Below are 22954 nucleotides of genomic sequence, written 5' to 3'. Positions count from 1 at the left end.
GAGGTCGGGTGGACGCGGGCCGCTGGCGCGCGGATGATAGCCGCTGTCATGGTCGGACGGGTTTCCGTGCCGGATCAAGTTTCCAGGGGTGCACCCCCGGATCCCGTTGACGTGCGCTTAGACTTGGCGGCGCGCGACGGATCATCGGCCGGCGGACCCGGCCGACGGAGGTGCGCGCAGTCGGAGGTGCGCGATGGACGAGGTACTGGCCCGCAGCGGGATCTTCCAGGGCGTAGACCCGGAAGCGGCCGAGGCGCTCGCCAAGGAGATGGAGACGATCGACGTCCGCAAGGGCGAAATCGTCTTTAACGAGGGCGAACCCGGTGACAGCCTCTATATCCTACTCACCGGCAAGATCAAGGTTGGTCGACGCGCCGCGGACGGCCGCCAGAATCTGATCGCCGTGATGGGTCCGTCGGACATGGTCGGCGAGCTGTCGCTCTTCGACCCGGGGCCGCGTACGGCCACCGCGACCGCGGTCACCGACACGAAGTTGGTCCGGCTGCGCAAGCAGGCGCTGCGGCCCTGGCTGAACAACCGGCCGGAGATCGCCGAGCAGTTGCTGCGTGTGCTCGCCCGCAGGCTGCGCCGGACGAACGACTCACTGGCCGACCTGATCTTCACGGACGTACCGGGCCGGGTGGCGAAGAACCTGCTCCAGATGGCGGGCCGGTTCGGCACCCGTGACGGCGGCGTCCTGCGGGTCACCCACGACCTGACCCAGGAGGAGATCGCCCAGCTCGTCGGCGCCTCCCGGGAGACGGTGAACAAGGCGCTGGCCGACTTCGCCTCGCGTGGCTGGCTGCGGCTCGACGGCAAGAGCATCATCATCCTCGACCCGGAGCGCCTGGCCCGACGCGCCCGCGTCTGAGACAACAAGCGCAAAAGCGGGGGTCGCCGATCGGCGCCCCCCGCTCTCCGCTGTCCACCCGTGCTCATAACCCGCTTTCTGCTGCCCGTCCCTGCTCGTAACCCGCTTTCTGCTGCCCGTCCCTGCTCGTAACCCGCTTTCTGCCGCCCGCTGAAGCATCTCGACCCGGGACCGTACGGCGCGCGAGGCTGGACCGATGCCACAGACCATCGCCGTCCTCTCCGACATCCACGGCGTACTGCCTGCGCTGGACGCGGTGCTGGCCGAGCCGGACGTCCGCTCCGCCGACCGGATAGTGCTGACCGGCGACATCGCCGCCGGCCCGCAACCCGTCGAAACCCTGGACCGCCTGACCGCGCTCGGCGACCGGGTGATCTGGGTACGCGGCAACGCCGACCGGGAGCTGATCGAACTGCGCGCGGGCAAGGCGCCCTCGATCCCGGACCCGATCGCCCCGTGGGCCGCCACCCAACTGCGCGACGACCACGTGGACCTGCTCACCTCGATCCCGGAGACGGTGACGCTGGCGGTGGACGGGCTCGGCCCGGTGCTGTTCTGCCACGCCACCCCGCGCGACGACGAGGAGGTCGTGCTGGTCGACTCGCGGCTGGACCGGTGGACCGAGGTGTTCGCCGGCCTGCCGGACGAGGTCGAGACGATCGTCTGCGGCCACACCCACATGCCGTACGTCCGACTCGCGCACCGCCGGCTGGTGGTGAACCCCGGTAGCGTCGGCATGCCGTACGGGCGGGCCGGCGCGCACTGGGCGCTACTCGGGCCGGGGGTGCAACTGCGGCGAACCGCGTACGACATCGAGGCCGCCTGCGTACGGGTGGCCGCCGAGTCGGACTACCCCGACGCCGCCACCTGGGCCGACTACTACCTGCACTCCCGCGCCAGCGACGCCGAAGCCCTCACCGTCTTCAGCCCCCGCGACGGCCGCTGACCCACCCCCACTCTCGCCCTCACCCCCACCCCCACCCCCCACCCCCACCCCCGCACCCCCGCACCCCCACTCTCTCGATCGATCTTGCAGTTGTGGCGCCCGAAACGAGTGACTTGCTCGGATTTGTGCACCGCCATAAGTGCAAGATCGCGGGCCTTGGGGGCGGGGCGGGGGCGGGGCGGGGGCGGGGGTGGGGGCGGGGCGGGGGTGGGGAAAAAGTCAGGCTTGACTGTTTGTTTTGTTGGCGGCACGCTGTTCGGGTGTCCGCTGTCACCCGTGTGCCGCAGCAGGAGCGCAGCCGCGCGACCCAGGCCCGGCTGCTCGAAGCCACTGTGGACTGTCTGGCCGAACGCGGCTGGTCCGGCACCACCTCGACCGTCGTCGCCACCCGGGCCGGTGTTTCCCGGGGCGCCCAGTTGCACCACTACCCCACCAAGGCCGCCCTGGTGATGGCCGCCGTAGAGCACCTGGCCGAACGGCGGGCGGTGGAGATCAGGGCCGAGGCAGCCGCGCTGCCGTCCGGGCCGGACCGGCTCGACCGGGTGATCGACATGCTCGCGGTGGCGTTCACCGGACCACTGTTCGTCGCCGGCCTCGAACTCTGGCTGGCCGCGCGTACGGACCCGGAGCTGCGGGACGCGCTGGTGCCGCTGGAGGCGCGGGTGGGCCGGGAGATGCACCGGCTCACCGTCGAGTTGCTCGGCGCCGACGAACGGACCCCCGGCGTACGCGAGTCGGTGCAGGCCACCCTCGACCTGCTGCGCGGACTCGGAGTGGCGAACCTGCTCTCCGACGACTCGGCCCGCCGCGCCCCACTGCTGGCCTTCTGGAAACGCCAACTCGCCACCATCGTCACCCCGTCGACCACCGGCACCCCGCCGACCGCCGGCAATCCGTCGACCACCGGCACCCCGCCGACCACCGGCAATCCGTCGACCATCATCGACCCGTCGAGCGTCGTCACGCCGTCGCGTACCGAGGGCACCCCGCGTCAACCAACGGAGGCACCGTGGTCGACCTGAGTCAGCTGCTGACCGACCTGACCGACGAATCGAGCGAGCTGGACGCGCTGGTCGCCGAGCGGCCGGCGGTCGACTGGGCCGAACCGACCCCGGCACCGGGCTGGACCATCGCCCACCAGATCGCGCACCTGGCCTGGACCGACCACGTGGCACTGCTGGCCGCCACCGACGTACCGGCGTTCTACGCCTCGCTCGAAGACGCCGCGGCCGATCCGGGCGGTTTCGCCGACCGGGGCGCGAACGAGATCCTCGACCAGGTGATGGCCGGTGCACCGGACGGACCAACCGATCCGCGTGCCGCGCCGGCCGCCCTGCTCGACCGGTGGCGTACCGGCCGGGCCGCGCTGGCCGCCGCGCTCGCCGCCGTGCCGGCCGGCGACAGACTGCCGTGGTACGGCACGAGCCTGTCCCCCGCCACCATGGCAACGGCCAGGCTGATGGAAACCTGGGCGCACGGTCAGGACGTGGCGGACACGCTCGGTGTCACCCGTACCCCGAGCGGTCGGCTGCGGCACGTGGCGCACCTGGGCTTCCGTACCCTCGGGCACAGCTTCGCCACCCACGGCCGGGCCGCGCCCGACGTGCCGGTCCGGGTCGAACTTCGCGCCCCCGACGGCACCGAGTGGACGTTCGGGACGGCCGACGCGGTCGACCTGGTCGCCGGGCCGGCGCTGGACTTCTGCCTGCTGGTCACCCAGCGCCGGCACCGCACCGACCTGTCCCTGGTGGCAACGGGCGGGGTCGCGGACGAGTGGCTGGACATCGCCCAGGCGTTCGCCGGCCCGCCCGGACCGGGCCGGGAGCCGCGCGCCGGTCGGGACCGCGCGGCCCGCCGCACCGCCGCCGGAAACCACCCATGAGTACGCCCACCGCGCCGGCCGTCCTGCGGATAGGCAACGCCTCCGGCTTCTACGGCGACCGGTTCGACGCCTGGCGGGAGATGCTCGACGGCGGGCAGCTCGACGTGCTCACCGGCGACTACCTGGCCGAACTCACCATGCTGATCCTCGGCCGGGACCGGCTCAGGGACCCCGACCTCGGCTACGCCCGGACGTTCCCGCGCCAGCTCGAATCCTGTCTGGGCAGCGCGGTCGAGCGCGGGGTCACCCTGGTCACCAACGCCGGTGGGCTGAACCCGGCCGGACTGGCCAACGCCATCCGGGCCCAAGCCGTTCGGCTCGGTGTGCCGGTCCGGGTCGGGTACGTCACCGGCGACGCCGTCGACCGGCCGGACGCGTTGACGGCGAACGCGTACCTGGGTGCGTTCGGGATCGCGCGCTGCCTGGCGGGGGGCGCGAACATCGTGGTGACCGGCCGGGTCACCGACGCGTCGCTGGTCGTCGGCCCGGCGATCCACCGGTTCGGCTGGACCCACGCCGATCTCGACCGCCTCGCCGGGGCGACGGTCGCCGGGCACCTGCTCGAATGCGGGGCGCAGGTGACCGGTGGCAACTTCAGCTTCTTCACCGAGCTGCCCGACGGTGGCCGCCGACCCGGTTTCCCGATCGCCGAGCTTTCCGCCGACGGTTCCTCGGTCATCACCAAGCACCCCGGCACCGGCGGCGGTGTGACCCGGGAAACCGTTACCGCGCAACTGCTCTACGAGATCGGCGGCCCGGACTACCTCGGCCCGGACGTGGTGACCCGCCTCGACACGGTCAGTCTCACCGACGACGGCCAGGACCGGGTACGGGTCACCGGCGTCAAGGGCCTGCCGCCACCGCCCACCGTCAAGGTCGGCGCCAACTCCCTCGGCGGTTACCGCAACACCGCCACGTTTGTCCTCTGTGGACTTGATATCGAGGCGAAGGCGGAACTCGTACGGGACCAGCTCACCGAGGCGGTCGGCGCGACCGGCCTGGAGTTCACGCTCGCCCGTACGGACCAGGTGGACGCGGTCGACACCGAGTCGGCGAGCGCGTTGCTGCACGTACACCTGCGCGACGCTGACCCGAAGCGGGCCGGGCGGATGTTCTCGGCCGCCGCGATCGAACTGGCGCTCGCCTCGTACCCCGGTTGCACACTGACCGGGGTGCCCGGCGACGCCAGCCCGTACGGCGTCTTCACCGCCACCGACCTGCCGCAGGACGCGGTCGAGCAGCTGGCGGTGCTGCCCTCCGGCGAGCGGGTCCCGGTCCCGCCCCCACCGCTGACCGCCACCCCGCCGACCCGTCCCGTGCCGCCCCCGGTCCGGCGACCGGAGCCGGGTCCGACCCGTCGGGCACCACTGGGGACGGTGGTCGGGGCGCGTTCCGGCGACAAGGGCGGCGACGCGAACCTCGGCGTGTGGGTACGGTCCGCGAAGGGCTATGGCTGGTTACGCGACTGGTTGACCGTCGACCGGCTGCGGGAGCTGCTGCCGGAGACGGCAAACCTCGACGTCGAGCGGTACGAGCTGCCGAACCTGGCCGCGGTCAACTTCGTGATCCGGGGCCTGCTCGGTGCCGGGGTGGCCGCGTCGACCCGGTTCGACCCGCAGGCGAAGGCGCTCGGCGAGCTGCTCCGGTCCCGGATCGTCGACCTGCCGGCCGAGCTGTCACCCGACCTCCCGGCGCCCGCCGGCCGCACGACAGCGGGTACGTCATGACACCGTCGGCGTGTCCCGCTCGCACACACGTCCAGCCGCTCGGGGTCCGTATCGCCACCGGCGAGCCGCTCGTTGCAGAGGTGGCGATGGACCAGTCCATCGCCATCGTCATGACGGCCGCCGACCAGCGCGAAACGGCAGCCGGGCGGCACTACGGCGGTACCGGCGGCGGCATCACGGAGATCATGGACGGGATCATCGCGAAGGGCATGGGAAGCTGACGTGGCCGTTCTGAAGACCGCGGTGCAGCCGCGACAGTCGGCGTACCGGGAGAACCGGGCGGCGATGCTGGAGCGTCTCGCCGAACTGGACGCCGCCGTGGCGACCGCCCGAGCGGGCGGTGGCGAGAAGTACGTGACCCGGCACCACGCGCGGGGCAAGCTGCTGCCGCGCGAACGGATCGAGTTGCTGGTCGACCGGGACTCGCCGGTGCTGGAACTCTCCCCGGTGGCGGCGTGGGGCACCGACTATCCGGTCGGGGCGAGCGTGGTGACCGCGATCGGGGTGATCGAGGGCGTCGAGTGTGTGATCGTCGCCAACGACCCGACCGTACGTGGCGGCGCGGTGAACCCGTACACGCTGCGCAAGACCGTACGGGCCGGGGAGATCGCGCTGGCGAACCGGTTGCCGCTGGTGAACCTGGTCGAGTCGGGCGGGGCGGACCTGCCCAGCCAGGCGGAGATCTTCATTCCCGGTGGGCAGGTGTTCCGGGACCTGACCCGGCTGTCGGCCGCCGGCATCCCGACCGTGTCGGTAGTCTTCGGCAACGCGACCGCCGGCGGCGCGTACGTGCCGGGCATGTCCGACTACACGATCATGGTGCGGGGCCGGGCGAAGGTGTTCCTCGCCGGCCCGCCCCTGGTGAAGATGGCCACCGGCGAGGTGACCGACGACGAATCGCTGGGCGGGGCGGCGATGCACGCCACCACCTCCGGCCTGGCCGACTGGCTCGCCGAGGACGAACGCGACGGGATCCGGCTGGCCCGGCAGTGCGTACGCCGGTTCAACTGGCGCAAGCAGGGCCCGGCACCCCGGACGGCGGTCGCTCCCCCACCCAAGTACGACCCGGAGGACCTGCTCGCCATCGCGAGCGCCGATCCCCGTACCCCGTTCGACCCGCGCGAGGTGCTGGGCCGGATCCTCGACGGCTCCGAGTTCGACGAGTTCAAGCCCGGTTACGGCGGCGCCCTGGTCACCGGCTGGGGCGAGCTGCACGGCTACCCGGTCGGGGTGCTGGCCAACGCGCGCGGGGTGCTGTTCTCCGAGGAGGCGCAGAAGGCGACGCAGTTCATCCAGCTCGCCAACAACGCCGACACCCCACTGGTCTTCCTCCAGAACACCACCGGTTACATGGTCGGCGCCGAGTACGAGCAGGGCGGCATCATCAAACACGGCGCCCTGATGATCAACACGGTGTCGAACTCGACCGTGCCGCACCTGACCGTGAACCTCGGCGCGTCGTACGGGGCGGGCAACTACGGCATGTGCGGCCGGGCGTACGACCCGCGTTTCCTGTTCACCTGGCCGAACGCGAAATCGGCGGTGATGGGGCCGACCCAGCTGGCCGGGGTGCTGTCGATCGTGGCGAGGCAGGCGGCCGAGGCAAAGGGCCAGCCGTACGACGAGGACCGGGACCGGGCCATGCGCTCGATGGTCGAGGCGCAGGTCGAGTCGCAGTCCGCCGCGCTGTTCCTCTCCGGGCGGCTGCTCGACGACGGGGTGATCGACCCGCGCGACACCCGTACGGTCCTCGGGCTCTGCCTTTCCGCTGTCCACAACGGCCCGGTCGGCTCATCGCTCCACAGTGCACGAGGCGCCGGCTTCGGCGTCTTCCGGATGTGAGGGAATCCCCATGATTCGCAGGCTGCTGGTGGCGAACCGGGGCGAGATCGCCCGCCGGATCTTCGCCACCTGCCGGTCGGTCGGCGTCGAAACGGTCGCGGTCTACTCCGACGCCGACGCCGACGCGCCGTACGTCGCCGAGGCGGACTTTGCCGTACGGCTGCCCGGCCAGACCCCGGCGGACACCTACCTGCGGGCGGACCTGCTGGTCGCGGCGGCCCGCCGGTCGGGCGCGGACGCCGTCCACCCCGGTTACGGCTTCCTGGCCGAGAACGCCAACTTCGCCACCGCCGTCTGCGACGCCGGCCTGACCTGGGTCGGCCCGCCGGCCAAGGCGATAGCGGTGATGGGTTCGAAGATCGAGGCGAAGGCGCTGCTGGTCGACGCCGGGGTACCGATGCTGCCCACCGAAACCGAACCGGGCCGGGTGACCGACTTTCCGGTGCTGGTCAAGGCGTCGGCCGGTGGTGGTGGGCGCGGCATGCGGGTGGTCCGGGACGCGGCGGCGCTGACCGAGGCGGTCGCGTCGGCCCGCCGCGAGGCGGCCAGCGCGTTCGGTGACGGCACCGTCTTCATCGAGCGGTACGTGGAGCAGGCCCGGCACGTCGAGGTGCAGGTCTTCGCCGACAGCCACGGCACCGTGCTGCCGCTCGGCGAACGGGAGTGCTCGATCCAGCGCCGGCACCAGAAAATCATCGAGGAGACCCCGTCGACGGCCGTCGGGCCGGAGCTGCGTACAAGCCTGTTCGAGGCGGCGGTGGCGGCCGCCCGCGCGGTCGGTTACCTCGGTGCCGGCACCGTCGAGTTCCTGCTCGCCCCGACCGGCGAGTTCTTCTTCCTGGAGATGAACACCCGGCTCCAGGTCGAACACCCGGTCACCGAGGCGGTCACCGGCCTGGACCTGGTCCGCTGGCAACTCCTGGTCGCCGAGGGCGGCGTCCTGCCGGTGCCGGGCCCGCCGACCGGTCACTCGATCGAGGTACGACTCTGCGCCGAGGACCCGGCGAACGTCTGGTTGCCGGCCACCGGCACCCTGCACCGGTTCGCGGTGCCGGAGGTGGTGACCGAGTTCGAACCGGTGCCGACCGGTGGCGCCGGCCGCGCCGGGTTGCGCCTCGACTCGGGCGTACGCGACGGGTCGGTGGTCGGGGTGCACTACGACTCGATGCTCGCCAAGCTCGTGGCCTGGGCGCCGACCCGCTCCGAGGCCGCCCGCCTGCTGGCGTCCGCCCTGTCCCGGGCCGAACTGCACGGCGTACGCACCAACCGTGACCTGCTCGTACGCGTCCTGCGGCACCCGGAGTTCCGCAGCGGGGCGATCGACACCGGTTTCCTGGACCGGCACCCGGAACTGTTCGCGCCGCTGCTCTCCTCGGTCGACGCGGTCCGGATCTCCTGCCTCGCGGCGGCGCTCGCCGGTGCCGCCGACCGGCGACGTACCGCCCCGGTGCTCGCCGGCCTGCCGTCGGGTTGGCGCAATGTCCCGGCCGGCGCCCAGACCAGCGTGTACGACGGACCGTCCGGCCCGGTCGAGGTCGGCTACCGGCTGGACCGGACCGGGGCGCTCGCCACCTGGTGGGTCCGCCCGGTCGACCCGGACGAACTCGATCTCGCCGGTCTGTACCCGTCCGCTCCCGCCCCGGCGGAGAAACCGCCTGCGGTGACGATCCTGACCGCCGACCCGGACCGGGTGGTGCTCGACGTCGCCGGGGTACGGACGACGTTCGCCGTACACCGGGTCGGGTCCGAGTCCTTCGTGGACGGCCCGGACGGTTCGGTGACGCTGTCGGAGCTGCCACGTTTCCCCGAGCCGGCGCCCGACCTGGCCGAAGGTTCCCTGGTCGCGCCGCTGCCCGGCGCGGTCAGCCGGGTCCTGGTCGTGCCCGGCCAGCGGGTCGCGGCCGGCGACCTGCTGCTCACCCTCGAAGCGATGAAGCTCGAACACCCCGTGCACGCCCCCGCCGCCGGCATCGTCGCCGAGTTGCCGGTGACCGCCGGCAGCCAGGTCGAGACCGGCGCCGTGCTCGCCGTGCTCACCGACGCGTGAACATGCTCACCGACGCGTAGCAGGAAGGAAGGCCACCCCTCATGGACTTCGACCTCACCTCGGAACAGGTTGCGCTCCGGGACGCGGTGCGTGCGTTGGGCCGCCGCTATGGGCACGAGTACTACGTGCGGAAGGCGAAGGCCGGCGAGCACACCACCGAGCTGTGGCAGGAAGCGGGCCGGCTCGGCTACCTCGGCGTCAACATCCCCGAACAGTACGGCGGCGGTGGCGGCGGCATCACCGAGCTGGCGATCGTCTGCGAGGAGTTGGCCGCGACCGGCTCCCCGCTGCTGATGATCGTGGTGTCGCCCGCGATCGTGGCCACGGTCATCGCCCGGCACGGCACCGAGGAGCAGCGCAAACGCTTCCTGCCCGGAATGGCCGACGGCACCTGCAAGATCGCGTTTGCGATCACCGAGCCGGAGGCGGGTTCCAACTCGCACAGGCTCGGCACGGTCGCCCGCCGCGACGGCGACGACTGGCTGTTGTCCGGGCGCAAGTGCTTCATCTCCGGGGTGGACGACGCGGCGTACGTGCTGGTGGTGGGGCGTACCGAGGACGCGGCGACCGGCAAGCTCAAGCCGGCGCTGTTCCTGGTCCCGACCGACGCGCCGGGGTTCACGAAGTCGAAGCTCGACATGGAGATCCTGTCGCCGGAGAGCCAGTGGATGCTCTACCTGGACGACGTCCGGCTGCCCGCCGACGCGCTGGTCGGTGGCGGGGTCGACGTCGGCCTACAGGCGCTCTTCGCCGGGCTGAACCCGGAACGCATCCTGGTCGCCGCCCTCGCCGCCGGCTCCGGCCGGTACGCGATCGAGCGCGCCTCGTCGTACGCGGCGAACCGGAAGGTCTGGGGCGGCCGGACCATCGGCTCGCACCAGGGTCTGTCGCACCCGCTCGCCCATGCGGCCGTGCAGGTCGAACTGGCCCGGCTGATGATCGCCAAGGCGGCTGCCCTCTATGACGCCGGCCGCGACCTGGACGCCGGAGTCGCCGCGAACATGGCCAAGTACGCCTCGGCCGAGGCCGCCGCACTCGCCGTCGACACCGCCATCCAGGTCCACGGCGGCAACGGCATGACCACCGAGTACGGCGTGGCGACGCTGCTCGGAACCGTACGCGCGACCCGGATCGCCCCGGTCAGCCGCGAGATGATCCTGAACTTCGTGGCGCAGCACGTGCTGGGGCAGGAGAAGTCGTACTGACGGGTTTCTCCGTCGGGATGCGTCTCATTCGGCCGCCTGATCGGTGTCGGCGTCCGGCGCGGGTTGGTCCGGCACGACAACGAGACTGATGACGTGCCGTACGCGGCCGTCCGCCCTGTCGTGGCCGACCCGGGCGAGCACAGCGCTCTCGATCTCCTCGATGAGCGCGGTCCACTCTTCCCTGGTCAGCCACACCGCCGCCTGTCGGTAGACCACGCCGTCGGAGTGGGGATCGGCATCCTCGTGGGCGAGGTAGCGGTCGAAGTCCGTCATCAACGATGCCGAGAACATGGTGAACGCGCGTAGGTGGTCCTCGCGCGTCATCGCCGCCCGTGCGGCGGGGTCGACCACCGCCTCCCCCTTGCGTACCCGGTAGCTGCGCTCCACCGTGCCGCGTACCCGTTTCTCCTCCACCACCTCCAGCACGCCCGCGTCGGCCAGCACGGCAATCTGCCGGTACATCGTCGCCGGCGGGATGTCGGGCAGGCGTTCACGCAGCTGGGCGGTGGTCAACGGATCGGCGTCGAACAGCGCTTGCAGGATGCGCATCCGGACGGGATGCAGGAGAAGGTCCGCGGTTGCCATGACGCCATGTTTCCACATACGATAATGTTCCCACATCTGATAATGTTCCCACGAGCGAGAATGATGGGAGGTGGAACATGCGGGATGTCGGCATGACAGCCATCGCGGACGACGGGCTGCCCCTGGTCGGCACGCTGACCCTGCCCACCGGTCCCGGCCCGCACCCGGCCGTCCTGCTGCTGCACGGATCCGGGCCACTGGACCGCGACGCCAACACCGGCGGCCGGCTCCGCATGGAGCTCGGACCGCCGCTGGCCGCCGCGCTCGCGAAGGACGGGATCGCCACCCTGCGGTACGACCGTCGCGGCGTCGGCGCCACCTCCGGCGACTGGCACGCGACCGGATTCGTCGACAACCGGAACGACGCCGCCGCAGCACTACGCGCCCTCGCCGAACGACCCGACATCCGGGCCGACGCCATCGGCCTGATCGGACACAGCGAGGGTGCCGTCCACGCCATGTCCCTCGGCGCACTGCCGCAGGTCAGAGCGGTGGTGCTGCTGGCCGGGTTCGCCCGCCCGGGCGAGGACGCCCTGCGCTGGCAGGCCAGGATGATCGCCCGCGACCTGCCGGCGCCCGTACGGCCCCTCCTGCCGGTTCTGCGGGTGCTGGCCAACCGGCAGCTCGCTCGGATCAAGACGACCAGCACGGACGTGGCGCGGGTCGCCGGGAAGCGGATGAACGCCCGGTGGATGCGGGAGATGCTCGTCCACGACCCGCGCCCGGACCTGGCGAACCTCAAGGTCCCCGTCCTGGCGATCACCGGTGGCAAGGACATCCAGGTCGACCCCGCTGACCTGGACGAGATCCGGCGGCTGGTGCCCGGTGAGGTCGAAATCCACCGGATCCCCGACCTCACCCACCCGTTGCGCCGTGACCCCGGTCGCCCGTCCGCGCGGTCATACCCCCGGTTGATGCGCCAGCCGGTCGACGCCGACCTGCTCGCACGGGTGACCGGCTGGCTCGCCCACCGACTCCGGGAAGAGCCCCCGGTCGAACGCCCCTAGCTTCCGCTCGTCTCCCGCGTGATCCCCCCACGCGGAACCCCTGAAAGGGAAAAGGCGTGACTATCGCAACCCCCGTACGTCAGCAGAGCGGCCTCGCCATCTTCTGGGCGGTCACGTTCACCTGGACCTTCGCGTTCTGGCTCGCCGCGATCGCCCTCGGTGGATCGCCGACGAGTTCCCCCACCGCCATCCCCTACCTGCTCGGTGGCTTCGGCCCGGTCGTCGCCGCGATCGTGATCCGAGTACGCCGCAACCGCCGTGGCGAACCCGTACCCGCCCACACGGTGAGAACCCGACTGACCCCGCGACTGTTCTGGGTGCTGCCCATGCTGGCGCTGGCATCGGGATCCGTGCTGGCCGCGGCGCTGCTCTCGGAGCTGCTGGGTGGTCCCGCGCTGAGCCTGACGGAGGGGAAGGACCTGATCGCGACCGTCGGTGGACCCGTACCGTTTCTCATCAGCATGTTGGTCGCCGGCCCGTTGGCCGAGGAGCCCGGTTGGCGTGGCACCGCATATCCGCGTCTGCTCGCGTCGATGAGCCGGCTGCGAGCCGGCCTGCTGCTGGGTGCCGCCTGGACCGTGTGGCATCTGCCGCTGTTCTTCATCTCCGAAACCGTCCAGGCCGAATTCGGCCTGTTCAGCTGGAGTGGGCTGCTGTTCTCGCTCAGCGTCTTCCCGATGGCGCTGCTGACCGGTTACGCCTACGAGCGTGCCGGGGTCGCGGCCTCGATCGCGGTCCACTTCGGCGCCAACGCCACGATCGCGCTGCTGACCGTCAAGTCACCCATCACGCAGGCGTTCATCCTGGGTGTGCAGATCATCGCCGCGATCGTGCTGCTCGCCGCGCAGCGGGGTCGCCGCTCGAACCCGCCGGTCGACGCGACCGCCCACCCCCACCGGGTCGCCGCCGACTCGTCGTACCGGACCAGCCCGACCGGAGTTTGATCGATTCGGGCGGCGATCCCGCGCCCTCCCCGTGGCAGACCTGCCGGTGCGGCGGGTCTGCCACGTCGCCGTAGGTGACACTGCCGGTGCAGCCGCGCCGAGGTCCTGGCCCTGAAGCTATGAACCACTCAGCGCGATTCGCGGCGGACGGTGGCACCCGTCGCGGTAGCTTCCGCTGGTGACGACGCTTTCTGACGACTACACCGCCACACTGCCACGCAAGCGCATGGGCTCGGCCGTGCTACTACGTGATGGGGTTGACCGGATTCTGCTGGTCGAGCCGACGTACAAGGACTACTGGGAGCTTCCCGGAGGGGTCGTGGATGGTGACGAGTCGCCGTACAACGCCGCGATCCGGGAACTGACCGAGGAGTTGAGTCTGTCGGTTACACCGGGCCGACTGCTGGTGGTGGACTGGGTTCCACCACGGTTGGGCCGTACCGATGGCGTGATGTTCGTCTACGACGGCGGTCTGCTCGACCCGGCACGAGCAGCGGAAATCAGGCTTCCCGCCGACGAACTCCGTAGTTGGGCCTGGTCGACGCCGGAGGAGGCGGAGCGGCGCCTGTCACCCCTGCTCGCCCGCCGAGCAACCGCTGCGTTGCTCGCATTGAGCCAGGGAAGAACCCAGTACCTGGAAGACGGCAACCACGTCATCTGACGCTCGGGTTGACGTGAAAGCCCGGATGGAACGACCGCTCAATGAGCTCGATTCCTCCCGCCCGATACAGGGTGTCGTGGATGCCGTCCGCGTACAGCAGCGCGGTCAAATCGCCCCTGGCCTTCGCGATCGGGCTGATTCGTTGAAACCCGCGAGCGCCGAGCAGCGGCGCCAGGTCGGCTGTCGCCTGGTAGGCGATGTCGACGCCCATGGCCTTGCCGGTCCGGGAGACAAGGTCCGCCGACGGATGCCCGGCCGAGGCCAGACGGTTGGCGCTGATTGCCGCAAGCAACGCAGCGTTGATCTCCGCGTAGGTCCGACCAAGCATGATCAACGCGTTGTCGCGCACCCTCCGCAGCGTGCCGCTCCGGCAAGCAGCCGCGAGCGAGTCGGTGACGAATGTGTGCACGCCGGCGGCAGTACCCAAGGCAGTAGCGGTAACCAGAGGGCGGAACCGGCCAAAGTGACGCCGAAACACGTCCAAGCCAGAGCCAGCCGGCCCCAAAAGATCATTCGCCGGATCGACCGGGACATCGTGTAGCCGAAGCATGCCCCACGACCAGCCATCCAACCCAAGGGGCTCGATGAGCTCCCGCTCCAGGCCAGGTTCCGAGGCATCGACGACCGCAGCGGTGATCGACCCCTCCGGGGCCCGAAAGAACACCACGAACCCCGACGCCTCAGCCAGGCGAGACACCCAGCACTTCTCCCCGCGCAAACGCCACCGACCATCCTGCCGCACGGCGGAGGTGGTGATCTCCCGAATACGGGAACCACCGTGTCGCTCGGTCGCGGCGATGCCCACCAGGTCTCCCTGTTGGAGGCGCCCTCGCCAAACCGAGGCCGTCCGCTCGCCCGCCTCGTTCAGAATCATCGCGCCATGGCCCGGCCCGGTTGCGTCGCGCAGGTCCAGGTCGTGAAAGCCCACGCAGAACTGGGCGAGAATCTGCCAAACGGATGCATCGGCACCGGGCGGCGGGTGGTGGCCCTGCTCGGCGAGGGTCCGACGCACCTGCATCAACCATTTCGACCTGCTCGGGTGGGGCCGCGTCGGTGCATCGCGAACAAGCTCGGTCACGTCGGTCGACAACCCGCAAAGTCGATCCCAGGCAGTCTCCCCGAGTTCGGGAACGCTGGGTCGCAGCGGCTCCAGCCATGTGATGGCCGGGGTCATCATCGAGTCACCCAGCCATGCTGGCGAGCGGGTACGCCGTACACGATCGCGTCCGCCGCGACGTCGCGGGTCACCACCGAACCGGCTCCTACCAACGCCCGCGCGCCGACAGCGATGCCACCGAGTACGACCGCACCCGAACCCACCTTGCAGCCGTACTCGAAGCGGGGTGGTGTCAGTGGTTGTTCGTTCTCCGGGTCCCGCCAGATCAACTGCTTGTCGTTGATCGTGCGTATGCCCGCGCCGAGAAACACCGAGTCGGCAACCACCGTCTCGGCGGTGAGGTGCGAGCCCGGCGAACACCGGACACCACTACCGATCCTGGTGCCACGCTCCACGGTCAGGTTCGCGGCCAGTTGGGTGTGCGTGCCGACCGTGACACCGCTACGCAGCAGGGTGTGGTGCCCGACGGAGCTGTTCTCGCCAATCCGGACCCCGGCATAGATCACCACGCCCGCGCGTAGAACGGTGCCCGCGCCCACGGTAGTGATGTCACCCGCACCAGGGTGGACCTGCCGCACCGCGTACCCGAATTCCGGCTCACCCACGATCACGCGATGCCCGACATAGCTTCCCTCGCCGAGATGCGCACCGCCGTGAATCACCGCGAACGCACCGACCGTGACCCGAGCACCCAGGGTGATGCCTCGCGGCGCACCAATCCGGTCAGTCGGCAGGAACACCGCTGTGGAATCAATCCGAGATCCCCTGCCCACTCTGAGTAAGCCTGCCCCGATCAGGCTCAGAGCAGTGGCTGGAGCATCCAGTGGGGTATTGGCGTGCTTCATCACGGTCTCCCTCCGCGTTTCGAGGCTGCTCCGCCGAACGCGGAGGCCCTTCAGCACGCTCCAGTCCACGCTGGTGATGTCCCAGTCCGCAGATGTCGACGCAGGGCTTGCAAGCCGCTTGCATGACCCGCAAGTGGCTTGCACCCTCGAATTACCCATCGTGATGCGGAGGCGGTCATGTCTACCGATCCCGCTTGGACGGTGATACCCAGCATCGTCACCGCCGCCACGGCCGGTGAGGTCGGTGCGTTGCTGCGCACTGCCCGCACCGCAGCTGGGCTGACCCTCGAAGATGCCGGTCGTCTCGCCGGCTATTCAGCGTCGACCATGTCACGGTGGGAGAACGGCCGAAGGCGCAACTGGACCATCGCCGAGTTACGTCGGCTTGCCGAGGTATACGGAATCCCACCACATCTGCTCGGGCTGGCCGCGTCATCCACCGTCGGGGACCCCGACGTGGCTAGGGTGACGGGAGACTCCAACAGCGATGGTGGTGACTCGATGCGTCGACGTAATCTGCTCGCCGGAACTCTCGGACTCACCACGACCGCCGCCCTGATGCCGACAGCAGCGACGGCCGGACAGTCGTTGAGCGTGGACGATGTCATTTTTGGCCGCGTGAGCGCCACATCACTACCGGAACAGCAGCTCGCGGCGCAGATCGCGGCTGCCGGTGCCCAGTTCCGCGCGTGCCGCTACACGCAGCTCGCCCGGCGCGTGCCCATGCTGCTCGCCCAGGCCACCGCTACCCGTGACCACGCTGCCGTGGACCAGGTGGAATCGGCCTCCGCACTGCTGGCACAGGCGTACTCGGTCGCCACCCAACTGCTGATCAAGCTGCACGACGACGGCATGGCCTGCGCAACCGCAGATCGTGCCGTACAGGCCGCTCGCGCCAGCGGAGATCCCCTGATCATCGCGGAGGCGACGCGGCTCGCTGCCACAGTGCTACGCCGGGGCCGTCATAGGGATGGCGCACAACGACTTGTCCTGAACGCCGCGCGGCAACTCGATGCCGACACCGGCCTTGCGGATCCGCAGCAGACCGCGATGTACGGGCAACTACTCGCCGTGGCGTCGTACACCGCCGCGCTACTGGATGATCGCGATACCGCCTGGACCCTGCTCGACGAAGCCGGGGACGCGATCACGCGAGGACGGAACATCGAGGTCGAAAGGTTCAATTCCCTCGAACTGGCCGTCTACAAAATCAGCGTGTCCCGGGTCCTCGGTGACTACGGCGCCGCCGTCGACTACGCCCGCATGGTCGACCCTGCCCGGATCACCTCGCCTGAGCGACGGGCCCGCTACTGGCAGGACACCGCCCTCGCCCTGTACGGCCGAGGGCGCTCATCAAGCACCTTCCAGGCCCTGGTCGCCGCCGAGCGCGACGTGCCCCAGGAGGTTCGCTACCGATCCTGGTCACAGGACCTGACCCGCGCCCTACTGTCCGCCGACACCCGTGGCGCCCTACCGGGTATCCGCGACTTCGCCCAGCGCATCGGCGCGACGTAACCTTCGACAACAACCACCAGGACCCTCGATCTGGCCGAGCACGAAATACGGCCAGGTTCTGCACCGCAACTGGCTGGTCGACCCGAGTGGCCGCCCGCCTGCTCGTACGCGCCAGCCGGGCGGCCGCGCCCCCGCTGGCCGAGCTGGTCCGCCTGGTCCACGGGCTGCACCTCACCCTGGCGGTCACCGTCGAGGCCGCCCAGCAGCAGCCGACCCCCGCGCTCCGCCAGTACGCCGAGACGTGGCAGGTCGACGTGCTCCGCCCCGACCAGGTGCACGGCTTCGCGCCTGGGCGCCCGTGTGGCCTCGGCGGTCGCCGCGTGTTGGCGTACCTCGAACTGTCGATCACGGCGGTCGTGCCGACCAACCCCGACCAACCCGGACCAGCCGATCCCGGCGCCGCAGTCTCCGCCGTCGGCGACCCGGCCCGGCGACGACCCGACGGAGGCGGTCCGAGCGCTCGGGCGTCGTCATCCCGGGCAGCCGGTCGCGGCGCTGCTCACCCCACCGGCTGTCACGTCCACCTGCGACAACCCGAGCGTGAAGGCTGAGCCCGATCCCCGCCCCGCGGTCAGCAGCCCGTTGGGCGGCTCACCGTCCCGGAGGTGCTGACCCGGGTGCCGGTTTTCATGTCGCCGTTCACCCACACTTCCAGCCGCCATCCTGCCGTGGCCGACGTCAGCAGGTGACCCGGAACGGAAGACCTCGGTACGCTCCCGTAGAAGCTGGCCGAGCCGTCGCCGTCGATCGGGTAACCGTGGACGGTGCCGTTCCGGTGGTCGACGTACCCGTGCGGGTCGGAACCGACCGACGAGTTGTGCAGCGTCCCGGAGATGTTGTACGCCCAGCTCCCGCCGCCCCGGCAGTACGCGTTCACCGAGGCGGTCAGGTACGGCTTCGCCTTCGGCTTGGGCTGCGACACCGAATCCTTGTCTCCGGCCGGAGCCTTCGGCGTCGGTAGTCCCGTCGCGGAGGGTGCGGCGCTCAGGCTGACCGGCGGGCTGGTGGAGGTGACCGAGGCGGCAGCCGACCCGTTCGGGGCCGGTTCCGCCGTCCCGTCCGTCATCCCGTCCTGCACCGACACGTCGATGCCTTCCGCCGCCAGCCCGTCCAGCGCGTTCGGTGGATCCTCGACGCCGGGGGTGCGGTTCTCACCTGAGGTGGGACGGAGGTAACGCACCACCGCTCCGGTGCTGATCAGGATGAGGACCAGCACCAACGCCCCGGAGAGCACCCTCGACGCCCAGCCGGTCCGGTACATGATCGGCGGGATCAGCCAGCGCATCCCCGCCGGCCGTGGCACGTCGACCGCCGGATCCCGCCGATGTACGCCCGTCCACCGGTACCGCTCCTGGATTGCCGTCGCGGCAGCCAACGGGCGGTGCGTGGACTGCGTCGTCGGCCACCCGTCCCCGAGACCGTCCGGCTCCTCGGGGATCGCCGCCGATCCGTCCACCGCGGCCGCCGATCCGCCGACCGGCCCGTCGCCCGCCGCCACCGGTTCCCCGGCCGTATCCACCACCACAGCCGGGCCAGCCCCCACAGCGGAACCCGCCTCCGCAGCCCAGTTCGCCTGCACGGCCGTCTCTGTCGCGGTCACCGGCGCGGCGTGTTTCCCACGCCCGGTGTGCTTCTCATGCCCGGTGTGCTTCGCAGCCCCGGATTGCTCCACGGGCCCGGCATGCGTCGCGAACCGGGCAGGCTCGGCATGCTTGGCGAGCGCGGCATGGTCCGCCGGCTCGGCAAGCTCCGCACGCACGGCGTACTCCACGGGCCCGGCTTGCTCTGCCGGCTCGGCATACGCCACGAGCTCGGTGTGCTTCGGCGGCTCGACGTACTTTGCCGGCTCGACGTGCTTCGCTGGTTCGGCGGGCTCCGGGTCTTCTGCGGGCTCGGTCCGGGCGGCGATGCTCTTGCGGACCGCGACCCACTGCTCGACCGCCGTGTCCGAGCCGCCACAGGCGCGGACGAACGCGCGCAGCAGTTCCTCGCGCGGCAGCGTGCCCCGGCCGAGCACCGCGGCGAGAGTGCTGTGCGGCAGCACGTCCCCGACCGCCTGGGCCCGGCCCTGCAACTGGCGATAGGTGAAGCCCGACCATTGTCGTAACACCCGCATCGCCCTGACGAACGCCGCCGGGGACGCCAGCGTATCCGGCGGGCCCGGTACGGCGTTTCCGCCGTCGCCGGCCTTCTCGGGCGTACCACTGTTGTGCGTCGACACGATTACCTCACCCCGTGATGGTCCGCTCTCCTGCCGATTCCGGTCGACCGGAATGGTGGCGCCGTCGGTGGTTCAGCGTGCTTCGAAGACGAACACCTGGTGCCTGCCGCCGTCGCACCTGGTCTGAATCAGTTGCGCACCCACGTCCCGACTGCCCCGGTAGACACCGATGCAGAAACCGCTCCCGGCCACGGAACGTACGCGGTGACCGATCGCCGGTGTGGTGACCGGTTCGAGGGTGAACTGCTGGTCTTTCCGACTCGCGCCGCAGTTGGCGCCCGCGAGCAGAAATCCGTCGCCGGCCGCTTCACCGTCCACCGTGGCGCAACCGATGCCGTACGTCGGATGGTCGAGTTTGATCCGGTAGGTGCTTCCGCTGACCCGTTCGAGAATCGTCGGCGGCCCGGCCTGCTCGCAGCTCTGCTGACCGAGCACGGTCCGCTGCGAAGGCTTGTACAGCTCCGGACCCTCGCCGATACAGAGCGAGGTGTGCGCCGGACGGATCGCGTACACCCCGGCGAAGGTGGTGCTCCGGTTGTTGGTGGCGGCGGGTTTCGCGGTGGTGGGCTTCGAGACGGCCGGTTTGGCCGGCGGCTGGGCCGATGCACTGCCCGGAGCCGGGGTCGGCGTCGGTCCCTGAGCCGGTGCCGAGGGTGTGCCGTCGATCGCGCCGTCGTCGAGGGCGTCGCCGGTCTCGGTCCCTTCCTCCTCACCGTCGGGAGCCTCGGCCTGGCTCGACGGGAGCACGCCCGGATCGCCGTCGCGCACCTCGCGGATGATCCGTACGGTCACCGCCGAGGCGACGAGGACGAGGATGACAACGAGTCCGGCGGAGAGCACGCGGGTGGCCCAACCGGTCCGGTACATGATCGGCGGCACCAGCCAGCGCAGCCCGGCCGGACGCGGCACCTCGACGGCGGGGTCGTAGCGGTGCGTGCCGACCCACTCGTCCCGCTTGCGCCGCGCGACCGTCGAGGCGAGTGCTCCCGAGGCGAAGGACGACACAACCGGTTCGACGCCGACCCTGTCCCGTACCGGGCTGTCCTGCTGGTCACGGTCCTGTACCGCCTCGTCCCGGTCGGCGCCGTCCCGATCCGTCCCGACCGCCACCGGGTCCACAGACGCATCCACCGGCTCGTCCGCCGGCCCGGTCACCGCCGAAGCCGGGACCGCCGGAGCCGGGTCATCCGCCGCCGGCTCCTCCACCGGTACGTCCTCGGCCTCACCCTCCTCGGTAACCGCTACCGCGGCGTCGGACGGTTCATCCGTACCCGTGTCTGGATCTGAATCCGGCGCGGGCCCGGCGGCGGCCGGAGCCGGCGCGGCGGTCGACCCGGTCGGGATGGGCAGCCCGGCGGCGATCCGCTTGCGTACGCCGAGCCAGCCGCCCGCGGTCTTCTCGTCCTGGCCGCAGGCTCGCACGAAACCGGTCACCAGTTCCTCGCGGGGCAGGGTGTTGCGGCTGAGCGCGGCGGCGACCGTGCTGTGCGGAAGCAACTCGTCGAGGGCTTCCGCGCGGCGCTGGAGTTGCCGGTAGGTCAGGCCCGACCACTCCTTCAACGCCCGCATCGCCGCGACGAACTCGCCCGGGGAGGTGGCACTGTACGGGTCCGGGGCCCGGCCCACCTCGTTCGCCGGGTTCACCTCCCGACTGTCGCTCCCCCGCATTACCGCCTCTTCTTTCCCGTACCCGCCGGTCGGCTGCCTTTGCACAGGTTAGGGTGGTCGATCCATTGTGGCTAGCGGCCGGGTCCGAAGGCATTGCAGGATCATGCAAAAGCGCGATCCGGCATGGACAAACGGGTACGGGGACCACCTCTCCGGTGGCCCCCGCATTCGTTGCTTTCCGCGCGTTCCGGTGGATCAGGACGGCATGCGGTAGTACCTCATCGCCCCCTTCCGGTGACTGCCGGTGTCCACGCTGTTCTTGCCACCATTGCCGTCGATCGTGTGAATCGTGGTGCCCGACACCTTCACCACTATCTCGATGTGCTGCCCGCTCGTCGCGACCGCCACGTCACCCGCCTTCGGGGTGGTGATCCGGGTGAGAGCGTTCGCCCAGCTGCTCACCGCGAACGACTTCGGCGTATTCGGAACACCGGACTTCGCCCAGACCCAACGGGTGAACGCCGCGCACCACTGGCCGTTGACGTCGTCGTCGCAGTTGAGGTTGCTCTTGAAGTCGCGGAAGTACTTCTGGCAGTTGTCCGCCTTCCGCGTCTTGACGCCGCGTTCCTTCACCCCGACCTGGCTCTTGGCGATGCAGACGACCATCGCCCGGCGGGACAGCGAATCGTCGTTCTGGCAGGCTTTCGCCTTCTGGTCGGCAGTTGGCTTGGGGGCGGCGTACGCGGCCACCGCACCCCCGACGAGCAGGGCTGCCACGGCCACGAAGGCGACCATCAGCGGCGCGAACTTCGTCTTCCAGGCACTGTTCATCCGAGCACTCCATGTCATTGATGGATTCGATTCGGCGACCCGTCGGCGCCTGTCTCAATTCGAATCCCCGTCCCGTCGCCGGTCAACGGATCCACCCGTACGGAGCTGTTCCGACCATGCCGGAACGGTTGTCCCGGACTGCTCCCGGCCGTACGCGAACATGACCGTCCGTATCGGACTGACCCGTACGCGACAAGCCTGTCAATGCCCGCTCCGGCCGTGAAACATATGCACCGCCACTGGCGAACGACCTATTTTCCAACTCGCAGGAGCAGTGAATGAAACGCAACTGGGCATTGTTGTTGACCGCGTTCGGCGCCATCGCGCTCACCCTGGTCGGCATTGTCGGGGTCAGCCACGCGGCCCCCGCGACACCCGGCCGCAGTGACAGCCGGACCGAGCCGGTGTATTTCGTCCACGGTTACGACAAGGATGCCGACACCAACTGCCAGTCGTACTGGGGCGCGGCGATGACCGAGATGCGTCGGTGGGGTTGGAGCGGTCCGCAGCACACCGTCGGCTATTACACGAACGACACCAGCTGCAACGTCACCCTGGCCCGCTCGGGCACCAACACCCACATCAAGGATCTCGGCAAGAAGCTGGCGAACGAGATCTACAACCGGTATTCGAAGCGCGGCAAGTCGGTGGACGTGCTCGCCCACTCGATGGGCGGTCTGATCATCCGCGCGGCGCTGACCGGTACGGCCAACCGCGAGGCCGGCTTCCCGCCCTACCTGTACGTCGAGGACGTGGTGACCCTCTCCACCCCGCACAAGGGCGCGGCCGGCTTCACCCGGGCCTGCAACAGCATCCAGTACGGTCGCGTCGGCGGACTCGGCCACCAACGTCAGTGGCCCCGGTCACCGGGTGATCTATCTTGACGGCGCCGACATCAGCCACGGCAACATCACCGACACCGTGCGCGGCTCGTACAAGCAGAGGTACTGGAACGCCGCCGACGGACGCTGGACCGAGGTGGCCAAGGGCGCGGCGCCGATCAGGTCGGCCAGCAACGCCCTCTTCTCCTGGAAGAAGTGGTGACCACCGCGAGGAGGTGGTGACCACCGTTCGATAGGCGCCGGGATCCCGTGGACGCG

At 70.3% G+C, this 22954-nt stretch carries 21 protein-coding genes and 1 pseudogene; 16 read left to right on the top strand and 6 right to left on the bottom strand.

Features of this window, described 5'->3' with window-relative positions:
• Window positions 1-193: 193 nt before the first annotated feature.
• The 9 genes and pseudogenes from OG792_RS00420 (at window position 194) to OG792_RS00380 (ending at window position 10520) form a co-directional block, all read left to right on the top strand.
• On the top strand, window positions 194-871 hold the full coding sequence (locus tag OG792_RS00420) for a Crp/Fnr family transcriptional regulator (protein WP_121158004.1): 678 nt from the start codon (window positions 194-196) through the stop codon (window positions 869-871).
• Window positions 872-1067: 196 nt separating this feature from the next.
• A complete protein-coding gene (locus OG792_RS00415; RefSeq protein WP_329106234.1) occupies window positions 1068-1817 on the top strand; it encodes a metallophosphoesterase family protein in 750 nt (249 codons plus the stop codon).
• A gap of 260 nt (window positions 1818-2077) precedes the next feature.
• A pseudogene (locus OG792_RS00410) lies at window positions 2078-2677 on the top strand (TetR/AcrR family transcriptional regulator); the annotation flags it as partial.
• 149 nt (window positions 2678-2826) lie between these two features.
• Complete coding sequence (locus tag OG792_RS00405; RefSeq protein WP_329106233.1) at window positions 2827-3699, top strand: TIGR03084 family metal-binding protein; 873 nt, start codon at window positions 2827-2829, stop codon at window positions 3697-3699.
• Window positions 3696-5426 carry an acyclic terpene utilization AtuA family protein gene (locus OG792_RS00400; RefSeq protein ID WP_329106231.1) on the top strand — a complete coding sequence of 577 codons (1731 nt, stop codon included), beginning with the start codon at window positions 3696-3698 and terminating at the stop codon, window positions 5424-5426. The genes OG792_RS00405 and OG792_RS00400 overlap by 4 nt, the downstream gene beginning before the upstream one ends.
• 86 nt (window positions 5427-5512) lie before the next feature.
• A complete protein-coding gene (locus OG792_RS00395; protein ID WP_329106229.1) occupies window positions 5513-5647 on the top strand; it encodes a hypothetical protein in 135 nt (44 codons plus the stop codon).
• A gap of 64 nt (window positions 5648-5711) precedes the next feature.
• Window positions 5712-7268, top strand: coding sequence for an acyl-CoA carboxylase subunit beta (locus tag OG792_RS00390; protein WP_329111020.1), 1557 nt, complete (start codon window positions 5712-5714; stop codon window positions 7266-7268).
• Window positions 7269-7278: 10 nt separating this feature from the next.
• The gene (locus OG792_RS00385; protein WP_329106228.1) at window positions 7279-9315 is read left to right on the top strand and encodes an acetyl/propionyl/methylcrotonyl-CoA carboxylase subunit alpha; all 2037 of its coding nucleotides are present in this window, start codon (window positions 7279-7281) and stop codon (window positions 9313-9315) included.
• A 41-nt stretch (window positions 9316-9356) separates the two neighbouring features.
• Entirely contained in the window at window positions 9357-10520 is a 1164-nt protein-coding gene (locus OG792_RS00380; protein WP_329106226.1) for an acyl-CoA dehydrogenase family protein, read from the top strand.
• Window positions 10521-10544: 24 nt separating this feature from the next.
• Here OG792_RS00380 and OG792_RS00375 read toward each other — a convergent pair whose 3' ends face one another.
• The gene (locus OG792_RS00375; protein ID WP_329106225.1) at window positions 10545-11105 is read right to left on the bottom strand and encodes a helix-turn-helix domain-containing protein; all 561 of its coding nucleotides are present in this window, start codon (window positions 11103-11105) and stop codon (window positions 10545-10547) included.
• Window positions 11106-11197: 92 nt separating this feature from the next.
• On the opposite strand from OG792_RS00375, the gene OG792_RS00370 reads away from it, so the two are divergent.
• The 3 genes from OG792_RS00370 to OG792_RS00360 all read left to right on the top strand — a co-directional run bounded on the left by OG792_RS00370 (window position 11198) and on the right by OG792_RS00360 (window position 13717).
• Entirely contained in the window at window positions 11198-12112 is a 915-nt protein-coding gene (locus OG792_RS00370) for an alpha/beta hydrolase (RefSeq protein ID WP_329106223.1), read from the top strand.
• A gap of 56 nt (window positions 12113-12168) precedes the next feature.
• Window positions 12169-13056: a CPBP family intramembrane glutamic endopeptidase gene (locus OG792_RS00365; protein WP_329106220.1), complete on the top strand. Its 888-nt coding sequence runs from the start codon at window positions 12169-12171 to the stop codon at window positions 13054-13056.
• A 178-nt stretch (window positions 13057-13234) separates the two neighbouring features.
• On the top strand, window positions 13235-13717 hold the full coding sequence (locus OG792_RS00360; protein ID WP_329106219.1) for an NUDIX hydrolase: 483 nt from the start codon (window positions 13235-13237) through the stop codon (window positions 13715-13717).
• Here OG792_RS00360 and OG792_RS00355 read toward each other — a convergent pair.
• Window positions 13710-14894, bottom strand: a complete 1185-nt coding sequence (locus OG792_RS00355) for an acyl-CoA dehydrogenase (protein ID WP_329106217.1) — start codon at window positions 14892-14894, stop codon at window positions 13710-13712. The genes OG792_RS00360 and OG792_RS00355 overlap by 8 nt on opposite strands.
• On the bottom strand, window positions 14891-15679 hold the full coding sequence (locus OG792_RS00350; RefSeq protein WP_329106215.1) for a DapH/DapD/GlmU-related protein: 789 nt from the start codon (window positions 15677-15679) through the stop codon (window positions 14891-14893). Before OG792_RS00350 ends, OG792_RS00355 begins: the two co-directional genes overlap by 4 nt.
• A gap of 177 nt (window positions 15680-15856) precedes the next feature.
• On the opposite strand from OG792_RS00350, the gene OG792_RS00345 reads away from it, so the two are divergent.
• Both OG792_RS00345 and OG792_RS00340 read left to right on the top strand, forming a co-directional pair.
• On the top strand, window positions 15857-17194 hold the full coding sequence (locus tag OG792_RS00345) for a helix-turn-helix domain-containing protein (RefSeq protein WP_329106213.1): 1338 nt from the start codon (window positions 15857-15859) through the stop codon (window positions 17192-17194).
• Between the two features lie 86 nt (window positions 17195-17280).
• On the top strand, window positions 17281-17745 hold the full coding sequence (locus tag OG792_RS00340; RefSeq protein ID WP_329106211.1) for a hypothetical protein: 465 nt from the start codon (window positions 17281-17283) through the stop codon (window positions 17743-17745).
• Window positions 17746-17765: 20 nt separating this feature from the next.
• Here the strand turns inward: OG792_RS00340 and OG792_RS00335 are convergent, their stop codons facing one another.
• The 3 genes from OG792_RS00335 to OG792_RS00325 form a co-directional block, all read right to left on the bottom strand.
• Window positions 17766-19415, bottom strand: coding sequence for a hypothetical protein (locus tag OG792_RS00335; protein ID WP_329106209.1), 1650 nt, complete (start codon window positions 19413-19415; stop codon window positions 17766-17768).
• Window positions 19416-19487: 72 nt separating this feature from the next.
• Window positions 19488-21083, bottom strand: a complete 1596-nt coding sequence (locus tag OG792_RS00330; RefSeq protein ID WP_329106207.1) for a hypothetical protein — start codon at window positions 21081-21083, stop codon at window positions 19488-19490.
• Window positions 21084-21278: 195 nt separating this feature from the next.
• The gene (locus OG792_RS00325; protein WP_329106205.1) at window positions 21279-21854 is read right to left on the bottom strand and encodes a CHAP domain-containing protein; all 576 of its coding nucleotides are present in this window, start codon (window positions 21852-21854) and stop codon (window positions 21279-21281) included.
• Between the two features lie 278 nt (window positions 21855-22132).
• Between OG792_RS00325 and OG792_RS00320 the strand changes: the two genes are divergently transcribed.
• Both OG792_RS00320 and OG792_RS00315 read left to right on the top strand, forming a co-directional pair.
• Entirely contained in the window at window positions 22133-22738 is a 606-nt protein-coding gene (locus OG792_RS00320) for an esterase/lipase family protein (RefSeq protein ID WP_329106203.1), read from the top strand.
• Window positions 22725-22898 (top strand): hypothetical protein, encoded by a 174-nt coding sequence (locus OG792_RS00315; protein ID WP_329106201.1) that lies wholly within the window; start codon window positions 22725-22727, stop codon window positions 22896-22898. The genes OG792_RS00320 and OG792_RS00315 overlap by 14 nt, the downstream gene beginning before the upstream one ends.
• The last annotated feature ends 56 nt before the right edge of the window (window positions 22899-22954 follow it).

The organism is Micromonospora sp. NBC_01699, from assembly GCF_036250065.1.
In the GTDB taxonomy this organism is placed as follows: Bacteria; Actinomycetota; Actinomycetes; order Mycobacteriales; family Micromonosporaceae; genus Micromonospora_G.
Note: the sequence above shows the minus strand (reverse complement) of the source record. Positions and strands in the feature narration are given on the sequence as shown.